The following is an 18593-nucleotide window of genomic DNA, read 5'->3' as shown; positions in this document are numbered from 1 at the left end:
CGAGGCTGGGCCTACGACACCCCTTACCAGACCACCCGAGCCGCACCCCGCCACAAGTGGCCCTCACCCGGCACCTCCCTAACCAACCCGCCGCCACCCACCGACCACCTCCCCAATTCCCGCCGCCCCAAGGCGAGACCACCCCCAGCGCCTAGGGGTACTAGTCGAGCGAAGTCAACGTCCTTCGGCGGATCTTCGAACGCGGATGCGGCCGATCATGAGGGCAACCAGCTAGCCAGGTCAGGGTATGAGTCGGCGAAACCACGAGAGAGATGTCGGCCACCCACATCCAACCGAAAGGGACAGATGCGTTCGGTAATTTGACGGTTACTCATGCGGACCTGTCTAATAGGTGCGAACCCGCCACCGGCTTCTGGTCGAGTGGTTGCAGGCCCCGCCCAGTGGACGGGGCCTCGCTTTTCCCACCAGCCGACAGCTCGTTGGATCTCGCCTTCGCTGTCCTGGAGGCACCAGTCAGGGGATAAATGATCATCTCGGGGAAACCGGCTCCTGCCAACGGTCACCCGCCCTACGCTCGTCGGGGTGAGTAGCAACGACCTCGTCAGTCTCGGCGAACTTGAGTACGCCCGCCGTGCCATCAGTTCCGGCACATCCGTTGATGCGCTGGTCGACAGGTTCCTCGCGGCGGTTGCAGATCCCGCCCTTCGGACCAGGGATTTCGACGCGGGGCAGGCGATGGTGGTGGTTAGCGAGATCCTGGAGGACGCCGGCAGGCTCGATGAAGCGCTGGCGGTCCTGCGGCGAGCCGACGCCGAGGGCATCCGCGGCGAGTATCTGGATCCAGCGGTCTGGGTGCCCCCGATGCTGCACCGGCTGGGTCGTTACGAAGAAGCCGCTGCCGCCTTCCGTGAGCTGGTCAAAGCGGGCCGCGCCGACTGGACCGCCTACGAGGTCTACGCCGAGCAGTTGGAGATCGGCAACGACCTCGCGGGCGCGTTGAAGATCCTCCTGAGCGGACAGGACCGTCTGCTCCGCCAAGGTCACCGGCGTGGGGCGGAGATTCTCGCGGTTCCGCTCAGCCGAGTGCAGCGGGCTATGGGATTGCCCGTCGATGAACCTGTCGACCAGGACGACTGGGAGGAATGGGACGACGAACCCGACGTCCGAGAGATCTTCACCGGGGGAGTTCTGCACTGGCCACAGGCCGACTTCGGGCGACTTCTCACTCGCTGGCCTGGTCTGGCCGAGCGGATCGGCGCCGACTGGGACGAGCATCGCACACGTACGGAGAAGGCGAGTGCTGCCTTCACCGCCAGAGGGATCCCTGCGGTGCTGTGCCACGCCGATTACGCCTCGTTCACGGCTTTCGCCCCGGACATCGTCGACGAACCCCCCAAGGAAACACTCGACGGCTACATCAACCAACTCCATCGACAGGGAGCGACAACGCGCTGGCCGCCTGAGCGCAACGCCAGGTGCTGGTGCGGCTCCGGTCGCAAGTACAAGCAGTGCTGCCGCCCTCGCGGTTTTACGGCCTGAGAGCGATCTCAGGCACCGATACTCGCCGGGACGGAATCTGGTGAGAAGGTCGTCTGACTGGCGCGGTGCCCCGGGATGTGCCGGGGCACCGCGTGCTGGCTTAGGAGAGGCGGACCGGTAGGGGAGTGGCGCCGAGGCTGGAGACCTCGACCTTGGTGCGGGTCTTCGTGGTGAAGCCTGGCTTGGAGACGGTTAGTGAGTAGGTGCCGGTCGGTGCGGGTAGCCGGTAGTAGCCGTTGGTGTCGGTTGTGCCGGTGATGCCGCCGCCGGCGTCGACCGTGGCTGCGGGGATTGCGGCGCCGGCGGTTGTGGTGACGCGGCCGATGATGATTGGGGCGCTTATCGCGCTCGCGCCGATGTTGACTGTTAGGACGGTGTAGGAGTGTGCGGGGAAGTTGTAGTCGAAGGTCGCTCCGACTCCGGTGATGGTGCTGGTGGCCGTCTGGATCAGTGTCGGGTTCTGCCAGGTGTTCTGGTCCAGGTAACCGGCCGAGTTGACCGTGCTCACGGTCGCGGTGGAGCCGATGGTTCCGGCTCCGGTCAGATTGATGGTGGAGGTCTGGATGGCGGACGGGTCCCGGTTGATCACCGAGATGTAGAGCTTCGTTCCGTCCGCTGATCGGGTGGAGGTGATGTCCAGCATCGGGATGTTGGCGCGCGCGGGTAGGTTGCCCAGGGCCGGTGCGTTGTACGTCGGTCCGCTCAGGGTGGTCGGCAGCAGGAGCGGGCCGTGCCGGTCGGCGACCAGTTTCTGCACCAGGTAGCCGGGGGTGACGAAGCTGCCCCGGTTGGCCAGGCGGATGGCGCTGCCGTCCCAGAAGTTGACCAGGGCCGAGGCCGCGTTCAGTTCGTTGACGTCGGCTCGGCGCATGAACAGGTTGAGCAGTCCGGCCTCCTGCAGGGCGCCTTCCACGGTGCGGGTACGGCGATGCTCCTCGTTGAAGTACATCGCGTTGTGCTCCGTCACGGCGATCTTGATGTCCCGGCCGCCGCCGTTGGCGAGGATCGTGTCGGTGGCGGTGTTCATGCGGTCCGCGATCACCGCCGGCGCGCCGACGGACGCCTGGTAGACGGCCGTGCTGTCGTACTGGGCCGGCAACGGCTGCGGGCTGTAGTAGTGGATGGACAGGTGATCCATCCGGCTGCCCGACGTGGTCAGGACCGTGGTGTTCCACGCCTGGTCGTTGTTGGTGCCGTCACCGCCTTCGGCGATGAACGCGATCGTCGCGTCCTTGGCCGCCATGGCGTCGCGGAAGGTGTTGTAGCTGGCGGCGTAGTTGGCCGCGCTGGTCCAGCCGGGGGTCCACGACCCCCACACCTCGTTGCCGATCTCCCACGTGCGCACCGCCCAGGGCTGGCTGCGTCCGTTGGCCGCACGCTGCGCGCCGTACGGCGTGCCGGTCGAGCCGTTGGTGTACTCGACCCAGTTGGCCGCGGTCGTCGCGGTTCCCCTGCCCCAGTTGACGTTCAGGTAGACCGGGATGCCCAGCGCCTCGCCGAGCCCGAGGATCTCGTCGGTGCCGACGTCGTTGGTCATCCAGAGCGCGTCCCACTGGTTGTAGTGCATCGGCGGGCGGTTGTCGCGGGAGCCGATGCCGTCGGTGAAGGTGTAGCTGTCGGCGATGATGCCGCCTGGCCAGCGGATCGCGCCCGGCTTGAGCGCGGTCAGGTGATCGACGAAGTCCTTCCGCCAGCCCCCGAGGGTGACCTCCGCCGGGTCGAGCGGCATGACGCCGACCATGTCGATCCACAGCGTGCCGGTGCTCGCCGTACCGATGAAGAGCTTGGCGTAGGGATCGGTGGTCGACGGGGTGACGGTGGCGGTGAACTTGGTCCAGCCCGCGCCGACGCCGGTGAAGGTGGTGCTCGCGTAGGCGGGGTAGGACGGGCTGTCGCCGATGTCCGGTCCGAGGGTGACCGTCACGGGTGTGCTCAGCCCGGACTGCTTGAGATATGCGCTGACCTGGTACGACCGGCCGGCGGTCACCGCGATGGCGCCCTGGCTGACGCCCTTGCGGCCGGTGGTGTGCTGGGTGATGTCGACGCGTTGCGCGTAGGCGCCGTTAAAGCCGGTCCGGTCCTGCGAGTAGGTGGCCTGGTCGGCGTGGCCGTCCTCGGTCCAGCCGTCGGTGCGCCACCAGGTCAGGTAGTCCCATTGGGTGACCGAGGTGCCGAAGCCGTACAGGAAGGCGGAGTAGTCGCCGTTGGGTACGGCCGCGGTGTTGGTGAGGCTGTGCACGAGGCGGCCGTTGGCGAAGAAGTTCACGTTTCTGCCGGTGCCGTTCCAGCGCCCGACCTCGATCCTCAGCACGGCGGGCAGGCTGATCGCGGCGCCCGTCCACGGGGTCACGCCGTCCCCGAACACGCGCAGGGTGCCGGCCTCGACGCCGAACTCGAGGTATTTCGAGAAGTCGCCGCGCCCTGTTCCGCCGTAGATGTTGAGGAGGCCGTTGACGCCGGTGACGGAGTCGAGTTTGGCCTCGACCGTGTAGTCGTAGACATCGCTCTCGCCGACGGGTGCGGACATGATGCCGTAGCGGCTGTTCGCGGCCCCGTTGATCACCAGCTGGCTGTTGGACATGCTGGACGTGCCCCAGCCTCCGGCGAGGGTGGAGTTGGTCCAGGCCGCGCTGATGCCGGGCCCGCCCTCGAAGTGGTTGTCCCAGCGGTCGAGCATGTGCACCTGGCGGACGTTCACGTAGTCCCAGCTGGTGGTCGAGGCGCCGAAGCCGTACAGGAAGAGCCGGAAGTCCGGTGCGGGCACGTCGAAGCGGGTGGCCAGTTCATGCACCTTCACGCCGTTGACGAAGAACCTGAAGAGCCGTCCGTTGGACCAGTAGGGACTGATCTGTACGGTGAACGTGGCCGGCAGGCTGACAGCGGAGCCGGTGAAGTTGCCGGTGCCGTCGCTGGTGAAGACGCGGGCGACGCCACCTTCAACCCCGAATTCCATAAATTTCGTGAAATCTCCGGCACCTGTTCCGCCGTAGATGTTGAGCAGGCCGTTGACGCCACTGACGCTGCTCAGCCGGGCGTCGATCGTGGTCCAGTCGACCGCGCTGTTGCGGATGTGGTCGGAAAGCACGCCGTACCGGGAATTCGCGCCGCCGGTCACCGTGACCTTGCCTGCGGACACGGAGACCGATCCGTTCGTGGCGCCCTCGAGCCTGGTGGGCGTCCAGCGCGGGGAGAGCGCCGTCCCCTCGAAGGCGTCATAGGTGGCGTCCGGGGTCTGCGCCAGGTAGTCGGCGGTGACGGTGCCCGTCCAGCCGTACAGGAAGGCACGGTAGGTGCCCGGCAGCATGGTGAAGCCGGAGAGGGTGTGCACCAGGGTGCCGTTGTAGAAGAAGTTGAGGGTACGCGCCGAGCCCGCCAGCCCCGAGACGTCGATCCGCAACGTCGCCGGTGTGGTCGCCGCGCCCCCGACCCAGGTGGGCTGCCCGTCGGCGAACACCTTGAGCGACCCGCCCTCGATGGCGAATTCGGCGAAATGGCTGAAGTCCCCCGCGCCGGTGCCGCCGTAGACGCTCAGGACCGCGTTCGTGCCGCTGTAAGAGACGATCTTCGTTTCGACGCTGACGGTCGCATACCGGGTGTCCGGCACCGTGTTGCTCATGATGCCGAACCGGCCGGGCGTGCTGCCCGCCACCGCGACGTTCCCGCCGGAGACCGTGACGGTTCCGGCGGGCGCGGTGTCCAGGCTGGTCGGCTGCCATTTCGAAGCGTCGAGCGTGGTGCCGGTGAATCCGTCGTAGAGGGTGCTGCGCGCGGAGGAGACCCGTTCGGTTTCGAACGAGCGGTCCTTGACCCGTTCGGCCCAGGACTCGTTCATCCCGTCCGTCGCCCACTCCATCATCTGGCCGGTGACCCCGGGCTGGACCACGCCGACGGGTGCGGAGGCGTCGATGGAGATGGTGTTGGCGCCGGCGGCGCTGGCCGAGCCGGGCACGGCTGCCGACATCGCGACGATGCATAAGATGAGTAGGGTTCTTAATAAATAGCGGGTGCGCATGGCCGACTCCTTCGGAGTGATTCAGGCGATGGGCTGAGCTAGCCGGAGCATGGTCCAGGAGGCCGGCGGCAGCGGAGCCGTCAGCAGGTGGGAGGCGTCGATGGCGGCGCCGGTACCGCCGCGCGGCGCGACCCGCTCGGGCGCGTCCGCCGAGTTGCCTTCGAGCAGCTCGCCGGGAACGCCGCCCAGCACGAGGTGCTCGACGATCCGCAGCCCGGGCAGGGCGCGCAACGCGGCCTCGAGCAGGACGGTTTCGGTCTCGCTGCGATTGACGGCGAAGATGGTGACCTGGCCGCTTTCGGCATCATGAGTGGCGACGACATCGGCGACCGGAGCGTCGCCGTGCTGAGCCGTGTCGTAAGTGGGCGTGATCGGCTCGACGCGCAGCACCTCGCCGCGCGCGTGCCGGGCGGTGAGCGCGAACGGGTAGAAGGTGGTCTGCCGCCAGGCCGGGCGATCGGGTTCGGCGCGGATGGGCGCGATGATGTTGACCAGCTGGGCCAGGCAGGCGACGCCCACCCGGTCCGCGTGCCGGAGCAGGCTCATCATCAGCGACCCGACGACGACCGCGTCCTCGGTCGTGTACTCGTCCTCGATGAGCCGGGGGGCCTGTGCCCACTCCAGGTTGGTGTATCCGGCGAAGCGGCTCTCGTACCAGATGTTCCACTCGTCGAACGAGAGCATCAGCTTGCGCCGGGACCGCTTCTTCGCCGCGACGTGATCCGCGGTCGCCACCACGCCTTCGATGAAGCGATCCATCGCCACCCCGGACGCCAGGAAGCTCGCCCGGTCATCGCCGGCCTTCTCGAAGTAGGCGTGCAGCGAGATGTAGTCCACATGCTCGAAGGTGTGATCGAGGATCGTCGCCTCCCACGAGCCGAACGTGGGCATGCGGTCGTTCGAGCTGCCACAGGCCACGAGCTGGACGCTGGGATCCACCTGCCGCATGGCCTTCGCGGTCTCCGCCGCCAGCGCGCCGTAGGCGTCCGCGCTCTTGTGCCCGACCTGCCACGGCCCGTCCATCTCATTGCCCAGGCACCACAGCTTGATGCCGTACGGCTCCGCCACGCCGTGGGACACGCGCAGGTCCGACCAATAGGTGCCACCGGGGTGGTTGGCGTACTCGAGCAGGTCACAGGCTTCCTGAATGCCGCGCGTGCCCAGGTTGACCGCCATCATGGGCTCCACCTCGGCGCGGCGCGCCCAGGTCATGAACTCGTTGAAGCCGAACTCGTTGGTCTCAACCGACCGCCAGGCGAGGTCCAGCCGTCGCGGGCGCTGTTCCACCGGGCCGACGCCGTCCTCCCAGCGGTACCCGGAGACGAAATTCCCGCCGGGGTAGCGGATCACGGTCACCCCCAGCTCGCGGCTCAGCTTCAGCACATCCAGCCGCAGGCCGTCGGTGTCGGCCTCCTCATGGCCGGGCTCGAAGATTCCGCCGTAGACGCATCGGCCCATGTGCTCGACGAAGGAGCCGAACAGGCGCGGGTTGACGGTGCCGATCCGGAACGCGGGATCGAGCGTGACGTGGCAAGTGAGCACGATATTCCTGTCGTTGGTTATTTGAGGCCGGTGGTGGCGATGCCCTGCACGAAGAAGCGCTGGGCGAGCAGGAAGGCCACGGCCAGCGGGGCCAGGGAGATGGCGGCGCCGGCCATGAGCGCGGCGTGGTCGACGCCGGACTGGCTGGAGAAGAGGGTCAGCGCGGACGGCAGGGTCCGCATCTCGATCGTGCTGGAAACGACCAGCGGCCAGAGGAAGTCGTTCCACAGCGCCATGAACTGGATGACGAACAGCGACGCCAGCGCGGGTTTCGCCAGCGGCATGATCACCCGCCAGTAGATCTGGAATGAATTGGCCCCGTCGATGTGCGCGGCCTCGTCGAGTTCGCGGGGGAGCGTCAGGAAGAACTGGCGCAGCATGAAGATGCCGAGAGCGCTGGTCGCCCTGGGGATGATCAGACCTTGGAAGGTGTTGAGCCAGTCCAGGTCGAAGAGCGTCAGGAACACGGGGATCAGCGTCACCTGGAACGGCACCATCAGCGTGGCCAGGATCAGCAGGAAGATCGCCTGCCGGCCGCGGAACCGCAACCGCGCCAGGGCGTATCCCGCGAGCGAATCCAGGAAGACCAGGATCACGGTCGTCCCGCCGGCGAACACGAACGTGTTGAACACCAGCCGCACGAACGGCAACTGGGTGAGCACCGCGTGGTAACCGTCCAGGCTGATCGTGCTCGGCCACAGCTGGGCGGGATCGGCGTACAGGTCGGCCGGTGTACGCAGCGACACGCCCACCATCCACACGAACGGCAGGATCGTCGCCAGCGCCGCCACGATCAGCACGAGCCACGAGGCGGCCGCCGCCGTGCGCCGGAGCCCGCGCGCCACCCCGGACCGGGCGTCAGCCGCCATCGTGACTCCTCGCGATCCGAAGCTGGATCATCGACACGATCAGGATCATCACGAAGAGCACCCAGGCGATGGCGCTCGCGTATCCCAGCCGGAACTCGACGAAGCCGCGCTGGTAGAGATAGGCGACGATGGACTCGGTGTGAAACAGCGGCCCGCCCCCGGTCATCACATAGACCAGGTCGAAAAGCTGGAGCGAGGTGACCGTCGCGATGACCGTGGTGAACAGCAGCGCGGGCCGCAACTCCGGCAGGATCACGGCTCTGAACTGGTGCCACCGGCCCGCGCCATCCAGTTTGGCCGCTTCGATCAGCTGGTCAGGAACGCCCTGCAGCGCGGCCAGCAGCACGATCATGCTGAAGCCGACGCCCTTCCAGATCCCGACGCCCATCACCGTCACCAGCGCCAGACCGGTGTCGGTGAGCCAGCCGGGACCGGTCGTGCCGGCCTTCTCCAGCCACGCGTTGACCAGGCCCACCTGCGGATCGAGCAGGAACTTCCAGACCACGCCGACCACCGCGAACGACGCCACCGTCGGGAAGAAGAACGCCGATCGCAGCAGCGACGACAACCACGTGGTACGGCGCAGCCACATCGCCAGCGCCAGCCCGGCCACCACCTGCCCGGCTACCGTCACCAGGGTGTAGACCCCGGTGACGGTCAGCGCGTTGCGGAACCGCTCGTCGGCGAACAGTTCGAGGTAGTTGCCCAGGCCGACCCATTCGTGGGTCTCCTCGCCGACCGTCCAGTCGTGCAGGCTCATCCAGCCGGAGCGCAGGATCGGCTCCGCGATGAAAACCGCGATGATCAGCAGGCTGGGCGCCAGATACATGTATGCGGGGTTCAACCAGCGCCGCCCGGTGAGCGTGGCCGTCGTCATTCCATTCCTTTCAGGCACGATGCGGTCCGGTCCACCGCGCGCGGGCGGTGGACCGGAAGCTTCGGCTACGCCGTACAGCCGGTGATTTGGTTGATCGCATCGGCGGCGGCCTGCGCCGCCGCCTCGACCGGCTCACCTCGCGTGATCTTGCCGATCAGCGGCACGTAGACGTCCGCGTCGATCTTCGGTGAGGTGGGCAGCCCGGGCAGGTAGAGCCGGGCGTGCGGCAGTCCCGCCGCGAAGGGCGCCACGACCGGGTTGCTCGACGTCACATCGGTGCGCACGGGCGGGAAGCCCGAGGCGTCGGAGAAGGCCGCCTGCGCGGTCTTCCCGGTCCACCAGCTCAGGAATTCCAGCGCCTGCGCCTTGTGTTTGGTCGACTTGCCGACCGCCAGCGGCACCGTCGACGCCAGCGTCACGGGACCCCCGGCGCCCACCGGGACCGCGGCGATCCCGAGGTCGATCCCGGCCTCCTTGAAGCCGGCTGCGGCCCACGGGCCGTTGATCTCCATCGCCGCCTTCTTCGCCGAGAACAGCGTGTCCGCGTCGGCGCCTGTCTGGCCGATCGGGCTCACCTTGTCCTTCACGACCAGATCGGCCCAGGTCGTCAGGGCCTGCACGCTCGCGGGCTGGGCGATCGTCGCGCAGCCCTTCGCGTCGACGATGTCGCCGCCGTTCATCCACTGCAGGATCGGCCACATCTGGATCGTCGCGTGATCGGCCAGCGAGATGCCGTACTGGGTTACCTTGTCGCCCTCGGTCTTGGTGAGCTGCTTGGCCGCCGCGGCGAACTCGTCGGCGGTCTTCGGCTCCTGGAGTCCCGCTTCGGCGAACATCGCCTTGTTGTAGTACAGGACCAGCGTGGCCATGTTCGCCGGGGCCGCGTAGAGCTTGCCGTCGATCGTGAAGGCCGTGTTCACCGCGGCCGGGAAGGTGTCGGCGTTCAGCTTGCCGTCCCCGGCGCCCACCGCCTCGTCCAGCGGGAGCAGCGAGTTCGTCTTGACGTAGTTGAACAGCACGCCGGGGTCGAAGTTCGGCGTCGCCAGATCGGGCCCCTGGCCGGTGGCCCAGGCGCCGGGAAGCTTCTGGGCGATGGCGTCCCACGGCTGCACGTCCATGGTCACCTTGATCTTGGGGTGGCTCGCGTTGAACTGCTTGACCAGGTTTTCGTACGCGGGGCGGTCCGGACCCGTGAAGCCGGTCCAGAGGCTCAACTCGACCACGGCGTCGGGGTCGGAGCTCGTGGCGGGCGAGCCGCATCCCGCCGCCAGGAGGAGTCCGGCGACGAGGGCGGTGCCGATTTTCAGCGAGGATCTCATGAGGTTGACCTTCCGTCCCAGCTCAGCACCGGGGGGATTCGTACGGCAGAGCCGTATCAGATCTGTGTTGCGCCGCAGGTCCCCGCGCTAGTCTGCTTGCCCGGGGTCAGGCTGAGGACATGTTCCATCGTTGGAACGACGTTGTAAATACCTCTGTTCAGTCTTGTTACATCGTTGTATCGTCAAGCCTGACAGAGCCGCCCAGGTGAGGATCATCGATGGCCGTGACATTGAAGGACGTCGCCGCGCGCGCCGGCGTCTCGGTCAAGACCGCGTCGAATGTGGTCAATGGCTACTCCTTCGTCGCCGCCGACAACCGCCGCCGGGTTCAGGAAGCCATTGAGCAGCTCGGCTACGTGCCCAACATCGGCGCGCGAAACCTCCGGCGAGGTCGCACGGGATTCCTCACGCTCGCCGTACCCGAACTGACCAACCCCTACTTCGCCGAGCTCTGCGGGCTCGTCATGACCGCGGCCGCCCGGCACGACTGGACCGTGCTCATCGAGCAGACCGCGGGCGCCCGCGAGCGCGAGCTCGCCGTCATCAACGCCGCCCACCGATCGCTGGTGGACGGCGTCATCCTCAGCCCGATCGGCATGCATCCCGCGGACCTCGCCACGGACAGCGCCCCGAACAGCCCGCTCGTGCTGCTCGGCGAACGGGCTCTCGGGGCCCGCGTCAACCACGTCGCCATCGACAACGTCAAAGCCGCCGAGGTCGCGACCGAGCATCTGATCGGCCTCGGCAGGCGCCGCATCGCGGCGATCGGCGATCAGCCCGGACAGAACGGAACCGCGATGCTGCGACTCGCCGGTTACCGAGGCGCCCTCCGCGCGGCCGGCCTGCCGGACGACCCCGCCCTGACCGTGCCGACGCCCACCTACAGCCGCGCCGAGGGCGCCGGAGCCATGCGCCGCCTCCTCGACGCGCCGAACCCGCCGGACGCGGTCTTCTGCTTCAACGACCTGCTCGCCATCGGAGCGATCAGCGCAGCCCGGGATCGCGGCCTCCGCGTCCCCGCGGACCTGGCCGTAGTGGGGTTCGACGGAATAGAGGAGGGCAATTACAGCGCCCCCCGCCTCACCACCATCGCACCCGACAAATTAGCCATAGCCGAAGCGGCGATCGACCTCGTCAAGCGACAACTGGACCACGACGGCCAGCAGCCACAGGACGTCACGGTCCCCTTCACCCTCGAAATTCACGAGAGCACCCATCGTTGATCGCCCGTATGCCGGGATACTTCGCCCTCAAGGAGAGCGGGACGGGCGTCGCGGCGGGCGGTCTGCCTGCTTGCGGTTCTCCAGCTGCGGGGCAGGCCGGGCTATCGCGCCGGGAGGATCCGTCCGGTCACCTCGCCGAAGCCGATCGTCGTGCCGTCCGGACCCGGCGCGGTGGCGCTGATGGTCACCTCGTCGCCGTCGAGGAGGAAGGTGCGCTCCTCGCCCTTGACCGTGACGGGTTCCTTCCCGCCCCAGGTCAGCTCGATGAACGCGCCGCGCTCGTGCTTGCCGGGGCCGGAGATGGTGCCGGAGGCGAACATGTCGCCCGTGCGCGCCGAGGCCCCGTTGACGGTCATGTGCGCGAGCATCTGCGCGGGTGACCAGTACATCTCCCGGTAACAGGGCCGGGCGACCTCCTCGCCGTTCCACTCCACGACCAGGTCGATGTCGAGGCCCCACGGCTCCTGTTCCCGCAGGTACGGCAGCGGTTGCGGGTCCTGGCCCGGCAGCGGCACGCGCGCGGCCTCCAGTGCGGCCAGCGGCACGATCCACGGCGAGACCGAGGTGGCGAAGCTCTTGCCCAGGTTCGGGCCCAGCGGCACGTACTCCCAGGCCTGCAGGTCGCGGGCCGACCAGTCGTTGACCAGGAACGCGCCGAACACGTGCTCGGCGAACGCCGACGTCGGGATCGACGTCCCGATTGGCGATCCGACCCCGACCACGAACCCTAGCTCGGCCTCGATGTCGAGCCGCACGCTCGGCCCGAACGCCGGTGCGTCGGCGTCGGGGGCCTTGCGCTGGCCCGACGGCCGCACGATGTCGGTGCCCGACACCACGACCGTGCCCGAGCGGCCGTGGTAGCCCACCGGCAGGTGCTTCCAGTTCGGCATCAGCGGCTCCGAGCCGGGACGGAAGAGCCTGCCCAGGTTCGAGGCGTGGTGCTCCGAGGCGTAGAAGTCGACGTAGTCGGCCACCTCGAACGGCAGGTGCAGCGCTACCTCGCCGATCGGGTGCACCGCGGCGGCAGGCACCTTCCCCGCAACCCGTTCGGTGATCGCGGCGCGCACCGCCGCCCACCGGGCCGCGCCCTGCGCGAGGAACGGGTTGAGCGAGGGCGCGGCGAACACGTCGTCGCCGAGCAGCGCCGCGAGGTCGACGGCGGAGTCGCCGAGCCGGACGCCGACGCGCGGTGCGCCACCTCCCACGGAGTAGACGCCGTACGGCAGGTTCTCCGGCCCGAACGGCGATCCGGCCGGGACGTCGACGGTGGTCATCGGGGTGCTCCTGGCACGATCGGGCCGGTCGCGGCAGGGGCGGTGAGGACGCCCAGCTCGACCAGTTCGGAGACGGGGTCGGTGATGCTGCAGGTGCCGAACGAGACGAACCGCCACCGCACCTCCGCGTCCAGGCCGACGATCAGTCCGGCGACGGTGGCGCCGTCGCGTTCGGCGAGAAGCGCGTCGGCGTCGGCCTCGCTGCCGCCGCGGGCGAGCGTGTCGGTGGCGAGCAGCAGGTTGAGGAAGCCGTGCTGTTCGAAGCCGGTGGCCGGGTCGGTGTTGCGCACCGCGTGGTGCAGCCCGGCCGTGGCCTTGAACGGCACCCCTGCCGCGACGGCGGCGGCGACCGAACGGCCCAGCTCGACCTCGTCCGGGTAGAGGTCGGCGCGCACGCCGCCGGTGCGGAACTTGGCGCGGTAGCCCGGCGGCAGGGCCGCGAGCAACTGCGGGCCGCGCTCGTCGCGGGGGATCTCCACGTAGACGTCGACGCCACGGGCCGGCCGGGTCGCAGCGGGGGTGGGGCGGTCGCCGGCCTCGATGTCATCGGGCGGGGTGCCGGCGGTGTCGCGTCGGTCCTCGGCGGACACGGCGGTGGCGAGCGCGGCGAGGAAGTCGGTTACCGTCGCCGTGTCGGGCACGGCGACCTCGATCGCGCGCACGGCCACGGGCATCCCGGCCAGCGCCGCGAGCACCTCGGCGACCATGCCCGGGCCGGCCGGGAACGTCACCGACACCGGTAGGGGCTCGGCCCGCCCGGCCACGAGCGGCGGCAGCGACGGCACCGCGGCCGCGCCGATGACGAGGGGGCCGACCAGCGGCGCGTACCACTCCCTTGCCGCGGCGTCGTGGGCCCGCACCGCGGCGGGCAGCGGGGCCAGCCCCGGCGGGAAGATCGCCGCGTCGTCGCACAGCCCCGCGACGACGGCCGGGATGCGCCCCGGCGCCGGCGCGCCCGTCACGACGCGGGCCCCCGGCCCGCCCACGTCCAGGCGTACGCGGGGTCCTCGGCGGCCAGCCCGCCCTCACCCAGCTCCAGCGGGCGGAACGTATCGACCATGACGGCCAGCTCGTCGAAGAACTCGATGCCCAGCGACCGCTCCACCGCGCCCGGCTGCGGCCCGTGCGAGTGCCCGCCGGGGTGCAGGCTGATCGAGCCCTGCGCGATCCCCGAGCCCTTGCGGGCCTCGTAGTCGCCGCCGCAGTAGAACATGACCTCGTCGGAGTCGACGTTGGCATGGTAGTACGGCACCGGGACCGCCAGCGGGTGATAGTCGACCTTGCGTGGCACGAAGTTGCAGATCACGAAGTTGTGGCCCTCGAATACCTGGTGCGCGGGCGGCGGCTGGTGCACCCGCCCGGTGATCGGCTCGAAGTCGGCCACGTTGAACGTGTACGGATACAGGCAACCGTCCCAGCCCACCACGTCGAACGGGTGTGTCGGGCACACGTAGCGGGTACCGGTGACCCCACGCGACCCGCGGTGCTTCACCAGCACCTCCACGTCATTGCCCGCCACCACGAGCGGCTCGGTCGGCCCGTGTAGGTCGCGCTCGCAGTACGGGGCGTGCTCCAGCAGTTGGCCGTACCGCGACAAGTAGCGCTTCGGCGGCGCGATGTGCGAGTTGGCCTCGATCACGTACGCCCGCAGCGGTTCGTCGCCGACCGGCAGCCACCGGTGGGTGGTGGCCCGCGGCAGCATCACGTAGTCGCCCTGCGCCGCCTGCAGCGTGCCGAACACCGTCTCTACCGTCGCCGTGCCCGACTCGATGTACACGCACTCGTCGCCGATCGCGTTGCGGTACAGCGGCGAGGACTCGCCCGCCGCGACGTAGGAGATGCGGACGTCGGCGTTGCCCAGCACCAGGCGCCGCCCGGTGACCACATCGACGGCCTTCCAGTCGTCGCTCGTCAACGCGTGCAGCCTGAGGTGGCGCGGGATCAGCGGACGGTTCTCCGTCAGCGTCTGGTCGGGCAGCTCCCACAGCGTGGCGTCGATGATCGCCGATGGGATGCCCGCATGGTAGAGCAGCGACGAGTCGGCCGAGAACCCCTCCTCGCCCATCAGCTCCTCGGCGTAGAGGCCGCCCTCGGGCGTGCGGTGCTGGGTGTGCCGCTTGTGCGGGACGGAGCCCACGGAGCGGTAGTACGCCATATCGTCACCTCCTCGCAAGAACTGATTAAAGCGTTAACTATTTCGATGGCCAGCGTAGCGCGCAGCGGCACTGAGCGAAAGAGCTCGGACGCATGCGGCTCCCCGGCCCGCGCGCTGGCAGGCCTCGGGCGCGGGAGGGTGGTGACGCGGATCGCGTCCTACGCCCGCCCGCGGACCTCGATGGCACGCTCCGCCGTGATCAGCTTGTCCAGCAGCGAGATGAGCGTGCGCTGCTCGGCCTCGGTCAGCGCGTCGGCCCACTCGAACTCGCGCTCGTTGTGCTCGCGGAACACGTCGACCATCTCGGCCTGCCCGGCGTCGGTCAGCGACAGCGTGACCGAGCGGCCGTCGCGCTCGGCCGCGGTGCGCGCCAGCAGGCCGTCGCCGATCAACGTCTTGGTCAGGTTCGACACGGCCGCCCGGCTCATCCCCGTCAATCGGGCCGCCGTGCTAGGTTCCATCGGGCCGGCCAGCCAGATCACGAACAGCAGCCGGAACGCCGACCACGACCGGCCGCGCGGCCGGTGCACCGACGCCTCCAGGTCGTAGGTCACCAGGTCCGACGCCCGGTTGAGTGTGATCAGCACTTGGGTGGCCAGCTGGTGGGCGAACCCGTACTCGGTGGCCAGCTTGCGGTTGGCCAACGCCACGAACGACCAGAAGTCCAGGTCGGCGGGGCTGACCGGGTTCTGCTCGTTCGCGGGGATCACAGGGCAATCTTATGGCCGTGACGCTCGGATGGATGTCAGGCGGGGCGGGCGGTCGCGCTGGCGAGGGCCGCCCTCACCTCGGCCGCGGTCGGGGCCGCGAGCACCGCCGCGACGTGGGCGTCGACCGAGTGTGTTCGTGACAAGCTACGAAGCGGCGGGGTAGGACGAGTGTTCAGGCGTCCACGTGAGTGCAGCCAGGGCCAGGTTTTTCTGCCGTGGCGATCACGTCGTCGAGTCTGTCGCGCACGCTTAGAAGTTCCCTGACCTGCTGATCAATGCGGGCACGCTCTGCGGCCAGCCGTTTCAGCAGCGCTGGAGTCACCTCGCCCGAGGCGACGCAGGGCAACACCTCGCGGATGGTTCTGCTCGGGAGGCCCGCGGCGTAGAGCTGCTGGATCAGTTTGACGCGTTCGACCGCGGTGTCCGGGTACTGCCGTTGCCCGCCGGAGCTACGCGTCGCATCGAGCAGGTGCTGCTCCTCGTAGTAGCGCAGGGCCCTGACGCTCACCCCAGCCTGCGCGGCGACCTCGCCGATCCGCACCAGTGCCTCCTCGTTCGAGACGCCGCATGACTTGCACCTGACGTCAGCGTCAGCTTCTAGCGTAGTCGGCGCGGGTGCTCGCCGAGCATCCGAGGCACTCCTGAACGAAGGGCCCCACGTATGAAGATCGCCAACTCGGTCGCACTCGTCACCGGCGCGGGCCGTGGCATCGGGCGGCACTTCGCCGCACAACTGGTCGAGCGGGGCGCGGCCAAGGTGTACGCGGCCGCACGTAATCCCGAGAGCGTCGACATCCCCGGAGTGGAAGCGCTGCGGCTGGACATCACCGATCCGGCCTCCATCGCCGCGGCGGCGGCCACCGCGTCCGACGTGACGCTGCTGGTCAACAACGCCGGCATCATGACCGACGCCAATCTGGTCACGGGGGACATGGCGAAAATCAGGCTTGAGATGGACACGCACTTCTACGGCACTCTGGGCGTGGTCCGCGCCTTCGCCCCCGTCCTGGCGGCAGGCGGCGGCGGGACGATCGTGAACGTCCTGTCCGCACTGTCATGGTTCTCCTACGACGGATCCAACGCCTACGCCGCGGCCAAGGCGGCCCAGTGGAGCCTGACCAACGGCATCCGCCTCGAACTCGCCGGACAGGGCACCCTGGTGACCGCCGTACATCTGGGCGCCGCCGACACCGACCTGTCCGCCGGCTACGAGGGAGACAAGATCGATCCCGCCGATGTCGCACGGGCCGCGCTCGACGGTGCCGAGGCGGGCAAGCTCGAAGTCCTCGTCGACGACTGGAGCGCCATGATCAAAGCCACCCTGGCCAACGACCCCAGCCAGTTCTACAGCCAGCTGTCACCCACTGCCTGATCTGCCCAGCGGAGGCGTCCTTGCATATCGCGACGCTCACCAGCCGGACCAGCACTCTCGGTTCGACTATCCACGATCAGATGCGACAGGGGTACCGAGGCCAGGTCCCGGGCGACGTCCGCGAGCAGGTCGCGGAACGTGACCGCCAGCGGTGTCGCCCGGTCGCCGTGCGGGGTGGCCGCGTGGATGGTGCGGTGCGCGCCGGTCCCGGCGAGCGGGCGGTGGGCCAGGGCGGTGCCGGGGCGGAGCGCCATCCGGGAGACCAGGGCGACGCCGTAGCCCGTTCCGACGAGGGCCTGCGCGACGTCGTACGACTCGGTCTCGAAGCGGATCCGCGGGTCGAAGCCGGCCTCGTGGGTGACCCGGTCGAACTGGTGGCGGGCCGCGGTGCCGCCGCGGATCACCACCCAGGACTCCTCGGCGAGGTCCGCCAGCGCGACCGGCCGCGGGCTGCCGGCGAGCCGGTGGTCGTCGGCGAAGACGACCACCATCGGATCCTCCAGCAGCGTGACCACGTCGACCTCGGGGGCCGGCGCCGGCGGGACGTCCCAGGACGCGAGCACCGCGAGGTCGAGGTCGCCCCCGGCCACCAGGCCGAGCGCGTCGCTGGACTGCAGGTCGATCGCGGAGAGGTCGACGTCCGGGACCCGGTGCCGCAGCGCGGTCATCGCCGGCGGCAGCAGGTGCAGCGCCGCCGCCTGGAACGCGCCCACCCGCAGCCGCCGGACCAGCCCCTGCCGGTACGCGGCGAAGGCATGGGTGGCCTCGGCGACCTCGCGCTCGATCCGGGACCCGTGTCGGGCCAGCGCCTGGCCGGCGGGGGTCAGGTGGGCGCCGCGTGGTCCGCGCTCGACGAGGGCGACGCCCCACAGCTCCTCGGCCCGGGCCAGTCGCTGGGTGACCGCGGCGGGGCTCAGCTCGAGCACGTCGCTGGCCGCCGCCAGCGTGCCGTGCTCCTCGATCAACGCCAGCAGCCGCAGGTGCTCGGCCAGATCACCCTTCACAATCTTTAATTCAAACACAGGAGTGCTTGATTTTCTTCAGGCCGTACGGCGAGCGACCCTCGGGACAGAGACACCCCCGAGGAGGACCCCGTGCTCGTCACCTTCGTCGTCACCACCTGGCTGCTCGCCATGCTCCCGGGCGTCGGGCAGGCGCTGATGCTGCGGCAGACGCTGCTGCACGGTCCCGGGGTCGCGGTCGCGACTATCGGTGGCACCGCCACCGGCCTCGTCCTCTGGGCGACCGCGGCGGCCGCGGGTGTCTCCGCGGTCGTGCTCGCCAACCCGCTCGCGTACCGCGTGCTGCTTGCCCTCGGCGGAGCCTTCCTGGCGTACGTCGGACTCCGCACGCTCTGGTCGGCGACCCGCTCGACGCCCGCGCTCCCCACCACCGATCGAGCGGGAGGCGCGGACCGCCGGCACGCCTACCTGGCGGGGCTGGCCACCAACCTCGGCAACCCGAAGGCCGGCGTCTTCGCGCTCTCGCTACTGCCGCGCTTCGTGGGCGCGGACCCCTCGTTCGCCTCGACGGTCGCGCTCGGTCTGATCTGGTCGGCGGTCACCGCCGCCTGGTACCTGCTCTTCGTGATGCTGGTCGCGCGCGGCCGTTCGCTGGTCACCCGGCCATGGATGCAGCGCGGCATCGGCGCGCTCTCGGGCGCTGTGCTGGTCGTGCTCGGAGTGAGCATCGCCGTCGGCATCTGAGCGGTGCGTTGGGGGCCTGGATATCTGGATCGTT

Annotated in this window: 15 protein-coding genes; 4 read left to right on the top strand and 11 right to left on the bottom strand. The window is 69.2% G+C overall.

The window, feature by feature from the left end; translation table 11 throughout:
* The first annotated feature begins 543 nt into the window (after nt 1-543).
* Nucleotides 544-1500 (top strand): SEC-C metal-binding domain-containing protein, encoded by a 957-nt coding sequence (locus tag Amac_RS01705; RefSeq protein WP_155352487.1) that lies wholly within the window; start codon nt 544-546, stop codon nt 1498-1500.
* Nucleotides 1501-1600: 100 nt separating this feature from the next.
* Here the strand turns inward: Amac_RS01705 and Amac_RS01700 are convergent, their stop codons facing one another.
* The 5 genes from Amac_RS01700 to Amac_RS01680 form a co-directional block, all read right to left on the bottom strand.
* Nucleotides 1601-5512 carry an alpha-L-arabinofuranosidase family protein gene (locus Amac_RS01700; protein ID WP_155352486.1) on the bottom strand — a complete coding sequence of 1304 codons (3912 nt, stop codon included), beginning with the start codon at nt 5510-5512 and terminating at the stop codon, nt 1601-1603.
* A 21-nt stretch (nt 5513-5533) separates the two neighbouring features.
* Nucleotides 5534-7054 (bottom strand): arabinosylfuranosidase ArfA, encoded by a 1521-nt coding sequence (gene arfA / locus Amac_RS01695; protein ID WP_246268016.1) that lies wholly within the window; start codon nt 7052-7054, stop codon nt 5534-5536.
* Between the two features lie 17 nt (nt 7055-7071).
* Complete coding sequence (locus tag Amac_RS01690; RefSeq protein WP_155352485.1) at nt 7072-7923, bottom strand: carbohydrate ABC transporter permease; 852 nt, start codon at nt 7921-7923, stop codon at nt 7072-7074.
* Nucleotides 7913-8800 carry a carbohydrate ABC transporter permease gene (locus Amac_RS01685; protein WP_155352484.1) on the bottom strand — a complete coding sequence of 296 codons (888 nt, stop codon included), beginning with the start codon at nt 8798-8800 and terminating at the stop codon, nt 7913-7915. Before Amac_RS01685 ends, Amac_RS01690 begins: the two co-directional genes overlap by 11 nt.
* A 65-nt stretch (nt 8801-8865) precedes the next feature.
* Nucleotides 8866-10119, bottom strand: a complete 1254-nt coding sequence (locus Amac_RS01680) for an ABC transporter substrate-binding protein (protein WP_155352483.1) — start codon at nt 10117-10119, stop codon at nt 8866-8868.
* Between the two features lie 218 nt (nt 10120-10337).
* On the opposite strand from Amac_RS01680, the gene Amac_RS01675 reads away from it, so the two are divergent.
* Entirely contained in the window at nt 10338-11342 is a 1005-nt protein-coding gene (locus Amac_RS01675; protein ID WP_155352482.1) for a LacI family DNA-binding transcriptional regulator, read from the top strand.
* Between the two features lie 101 nt (nt 11343-11443).
* Here the strand turns inward: Amac_RS01675 and fahA are convergent, their stop codons facing one another.
* The 5 genes from fahA to Amac_RS01650 form a co-directional block, all read right to left on the bottom strand.
* Entirely contained in the window at nt 11444-12616 is a 1173-nt protein-coding gene (fahA, locus tag Amac_RS01670; RefSeq protein ID WP_155352481.1) for a fumarylacetoacetase, read from the bottom strand.
* Complete coding sequence (locus Amac_RS01665) at nt 12613-13578, bottom strand: hypothetical protein (RefSeq protein ID WP_155352480.1); 966 nt, start codon at nt 13576-13578, stop codon at nt 12613-12615. Before Amac_RS01665 ends, fahA begins: the two co-directional genes overlap by 4 nt.
* Nucleotides 13575-14771 carry a homogentisate 1,2-dioxygenase gene (locus tag Amac_RS01660; RefSeq protein ID WP_155352479.1) on the bottom strand — a complete coding sequence of 399 codons (1197 nt, stop codon included), beginning with the start codon at nt 14769-14771 and terminating at the stop codon, nt 13575-13577. Before Amac_RS01660 ends, Amac_RS01665 begins: the two co-directional genes overlap by 4 nt.
* 158 nt (nt 14772-14929) lie before the next feature.
* Nucleotides 14930-15481, bottom strand: coding sequence for a MarR family winged helix-turn-helix transcriptional regulator (locus Amac_RS01655; protein WP_246265022.1), 552 nt, complete (start codon nt 15479-15481; stop codon nt 14930-14932).
* 172 nt (nt 15482-15653) lie between these two features.
* Nucleotides 15654-16022, bottom strand: coding sequence for a MerR family transcriptional regulator (locus Amac_RS01650; protein WP_155352478.1), 369 nt, complete (start codon nt 16020-16022; stop codon nt 15654-15656).
* A 120-nt stretch (nt 16023-16142) separates the two neighbouring features.
* Here Amac_RS01650 and Amac_RS01645 point away from each other — a divergent pair, with 120 nt between their 5' ends.
* Nucleotides 16143-16853, top strand: coding sequence for an SDR family oxidoreductase (locus Amac_RS01645; protein ID WP_155352477.1), 711 nt, complete (start codon nt 16143-16145; stop codon nt 16851-16853).
* Here the strand turns inward: Amac_RS01645 and Amac_RS01640 are convergent.
* Nucleotides 16826-17857: a LysR family transcriptional regulator gene (locus Amac_RS01640; RefSeq protein WP_170322258.1), complete on the bottom strand. Its 1032-nt coding sequence runs from the start codon at nt 17855-17857 to the stop codon at nt 16826-16828. The two genes, Amac_RS01645 and Amac_RS01640, sit on opposite strands and share 28 nt — an antisense overlap.
* A gap of 90 nt (nt 17858-17947) precedes the next feature.
* Here Amac_RS01640 and Amac_RS01635 point away from each other — a divergent pair, with 90 nt between their 5' ends.
* A complete protein-coding gene (locus tag Amac_RS01635) occupies nt 17948-18559 on the top strand; it encodes a LysE family translocator (protein ID WP_155352475.1) in 612 nt (203 codons plus the stop codon).
* Nucleotides 18560-18593 lie beyond the last annotated feature (34 nt).

Origin of the sequence: Acrocarpospora macrocephala, assembly GCF_009687865.1 — a bacterium.
Taxonomy (GTDB): domain Bacteria; phylum Actinomycetota; class Actinomycetes; order Streptosporangiales; family Streptosporangiaceae; genus Acrocarpospora; species Acrocarpospora macrocephala.
The sequence above is the reverse complement of the archived record's forward strand: the minus strand, read 5'-3'. Positions and strand labels throughout refer to the sequence as shown.

Coding starts and splice junctions, on each gene's coding strand:
- Amac_RS01645 (WP_155352477.1), top strand. CDS start 16,143: ATGAAGATCGCCAACTCGGTCGCACTCGTCACCGGCGCGGGCCGTGGC.
- Amac_RS01660 (WP_155352479.1), bottom strand. CDS start 14,771: ATGGCGTACTACCGCTCCGTGGGCTCCGTCCCGCACAAGCGGCACACC.
- Amac_RS01690 (WP_155352485.1), bottom strand. CDS start 7,923: ATGGCGGCTGACGCCCGGTCCGGGGTGGCGCGCGGGCTCCGGCGCACG.
- Amac_RS01700 (WP_155352486.1), bottom strand. CDS start 5,512: ATGCGCACCCGCTATTTATTAAGAACCCTACTCATCTTATGCATCGTC.
- Amac_RS01680 (WP_155352483.1), bottom strand. CDS start 10,119: ATGAGATCCTCGCTGAAAATCGGCACCGCCCTCGTCGCCGGACTCCTC.
- fahA (WP_155352481.1), bottom strand. CDS start 12,616: ATGACCACCGTCGACGTCCCGGCCGGATCGCCGTTCGGGCCGGAGAAC.
- Amac_RS01685 (WP_155352484.1), bottom strand. CDS start 8,800: ATGACGACGGCCACGCTCACCGGGCGGCGCTGGTTGAACCCCGCATAC.
- Amac_RS01675 (WP_155352482.1), top strand. CDS start 10,338: ATGGCCGTGACATTGAAGGACGTCGCCGCGCGCGCCGGCGTCTCGGTC.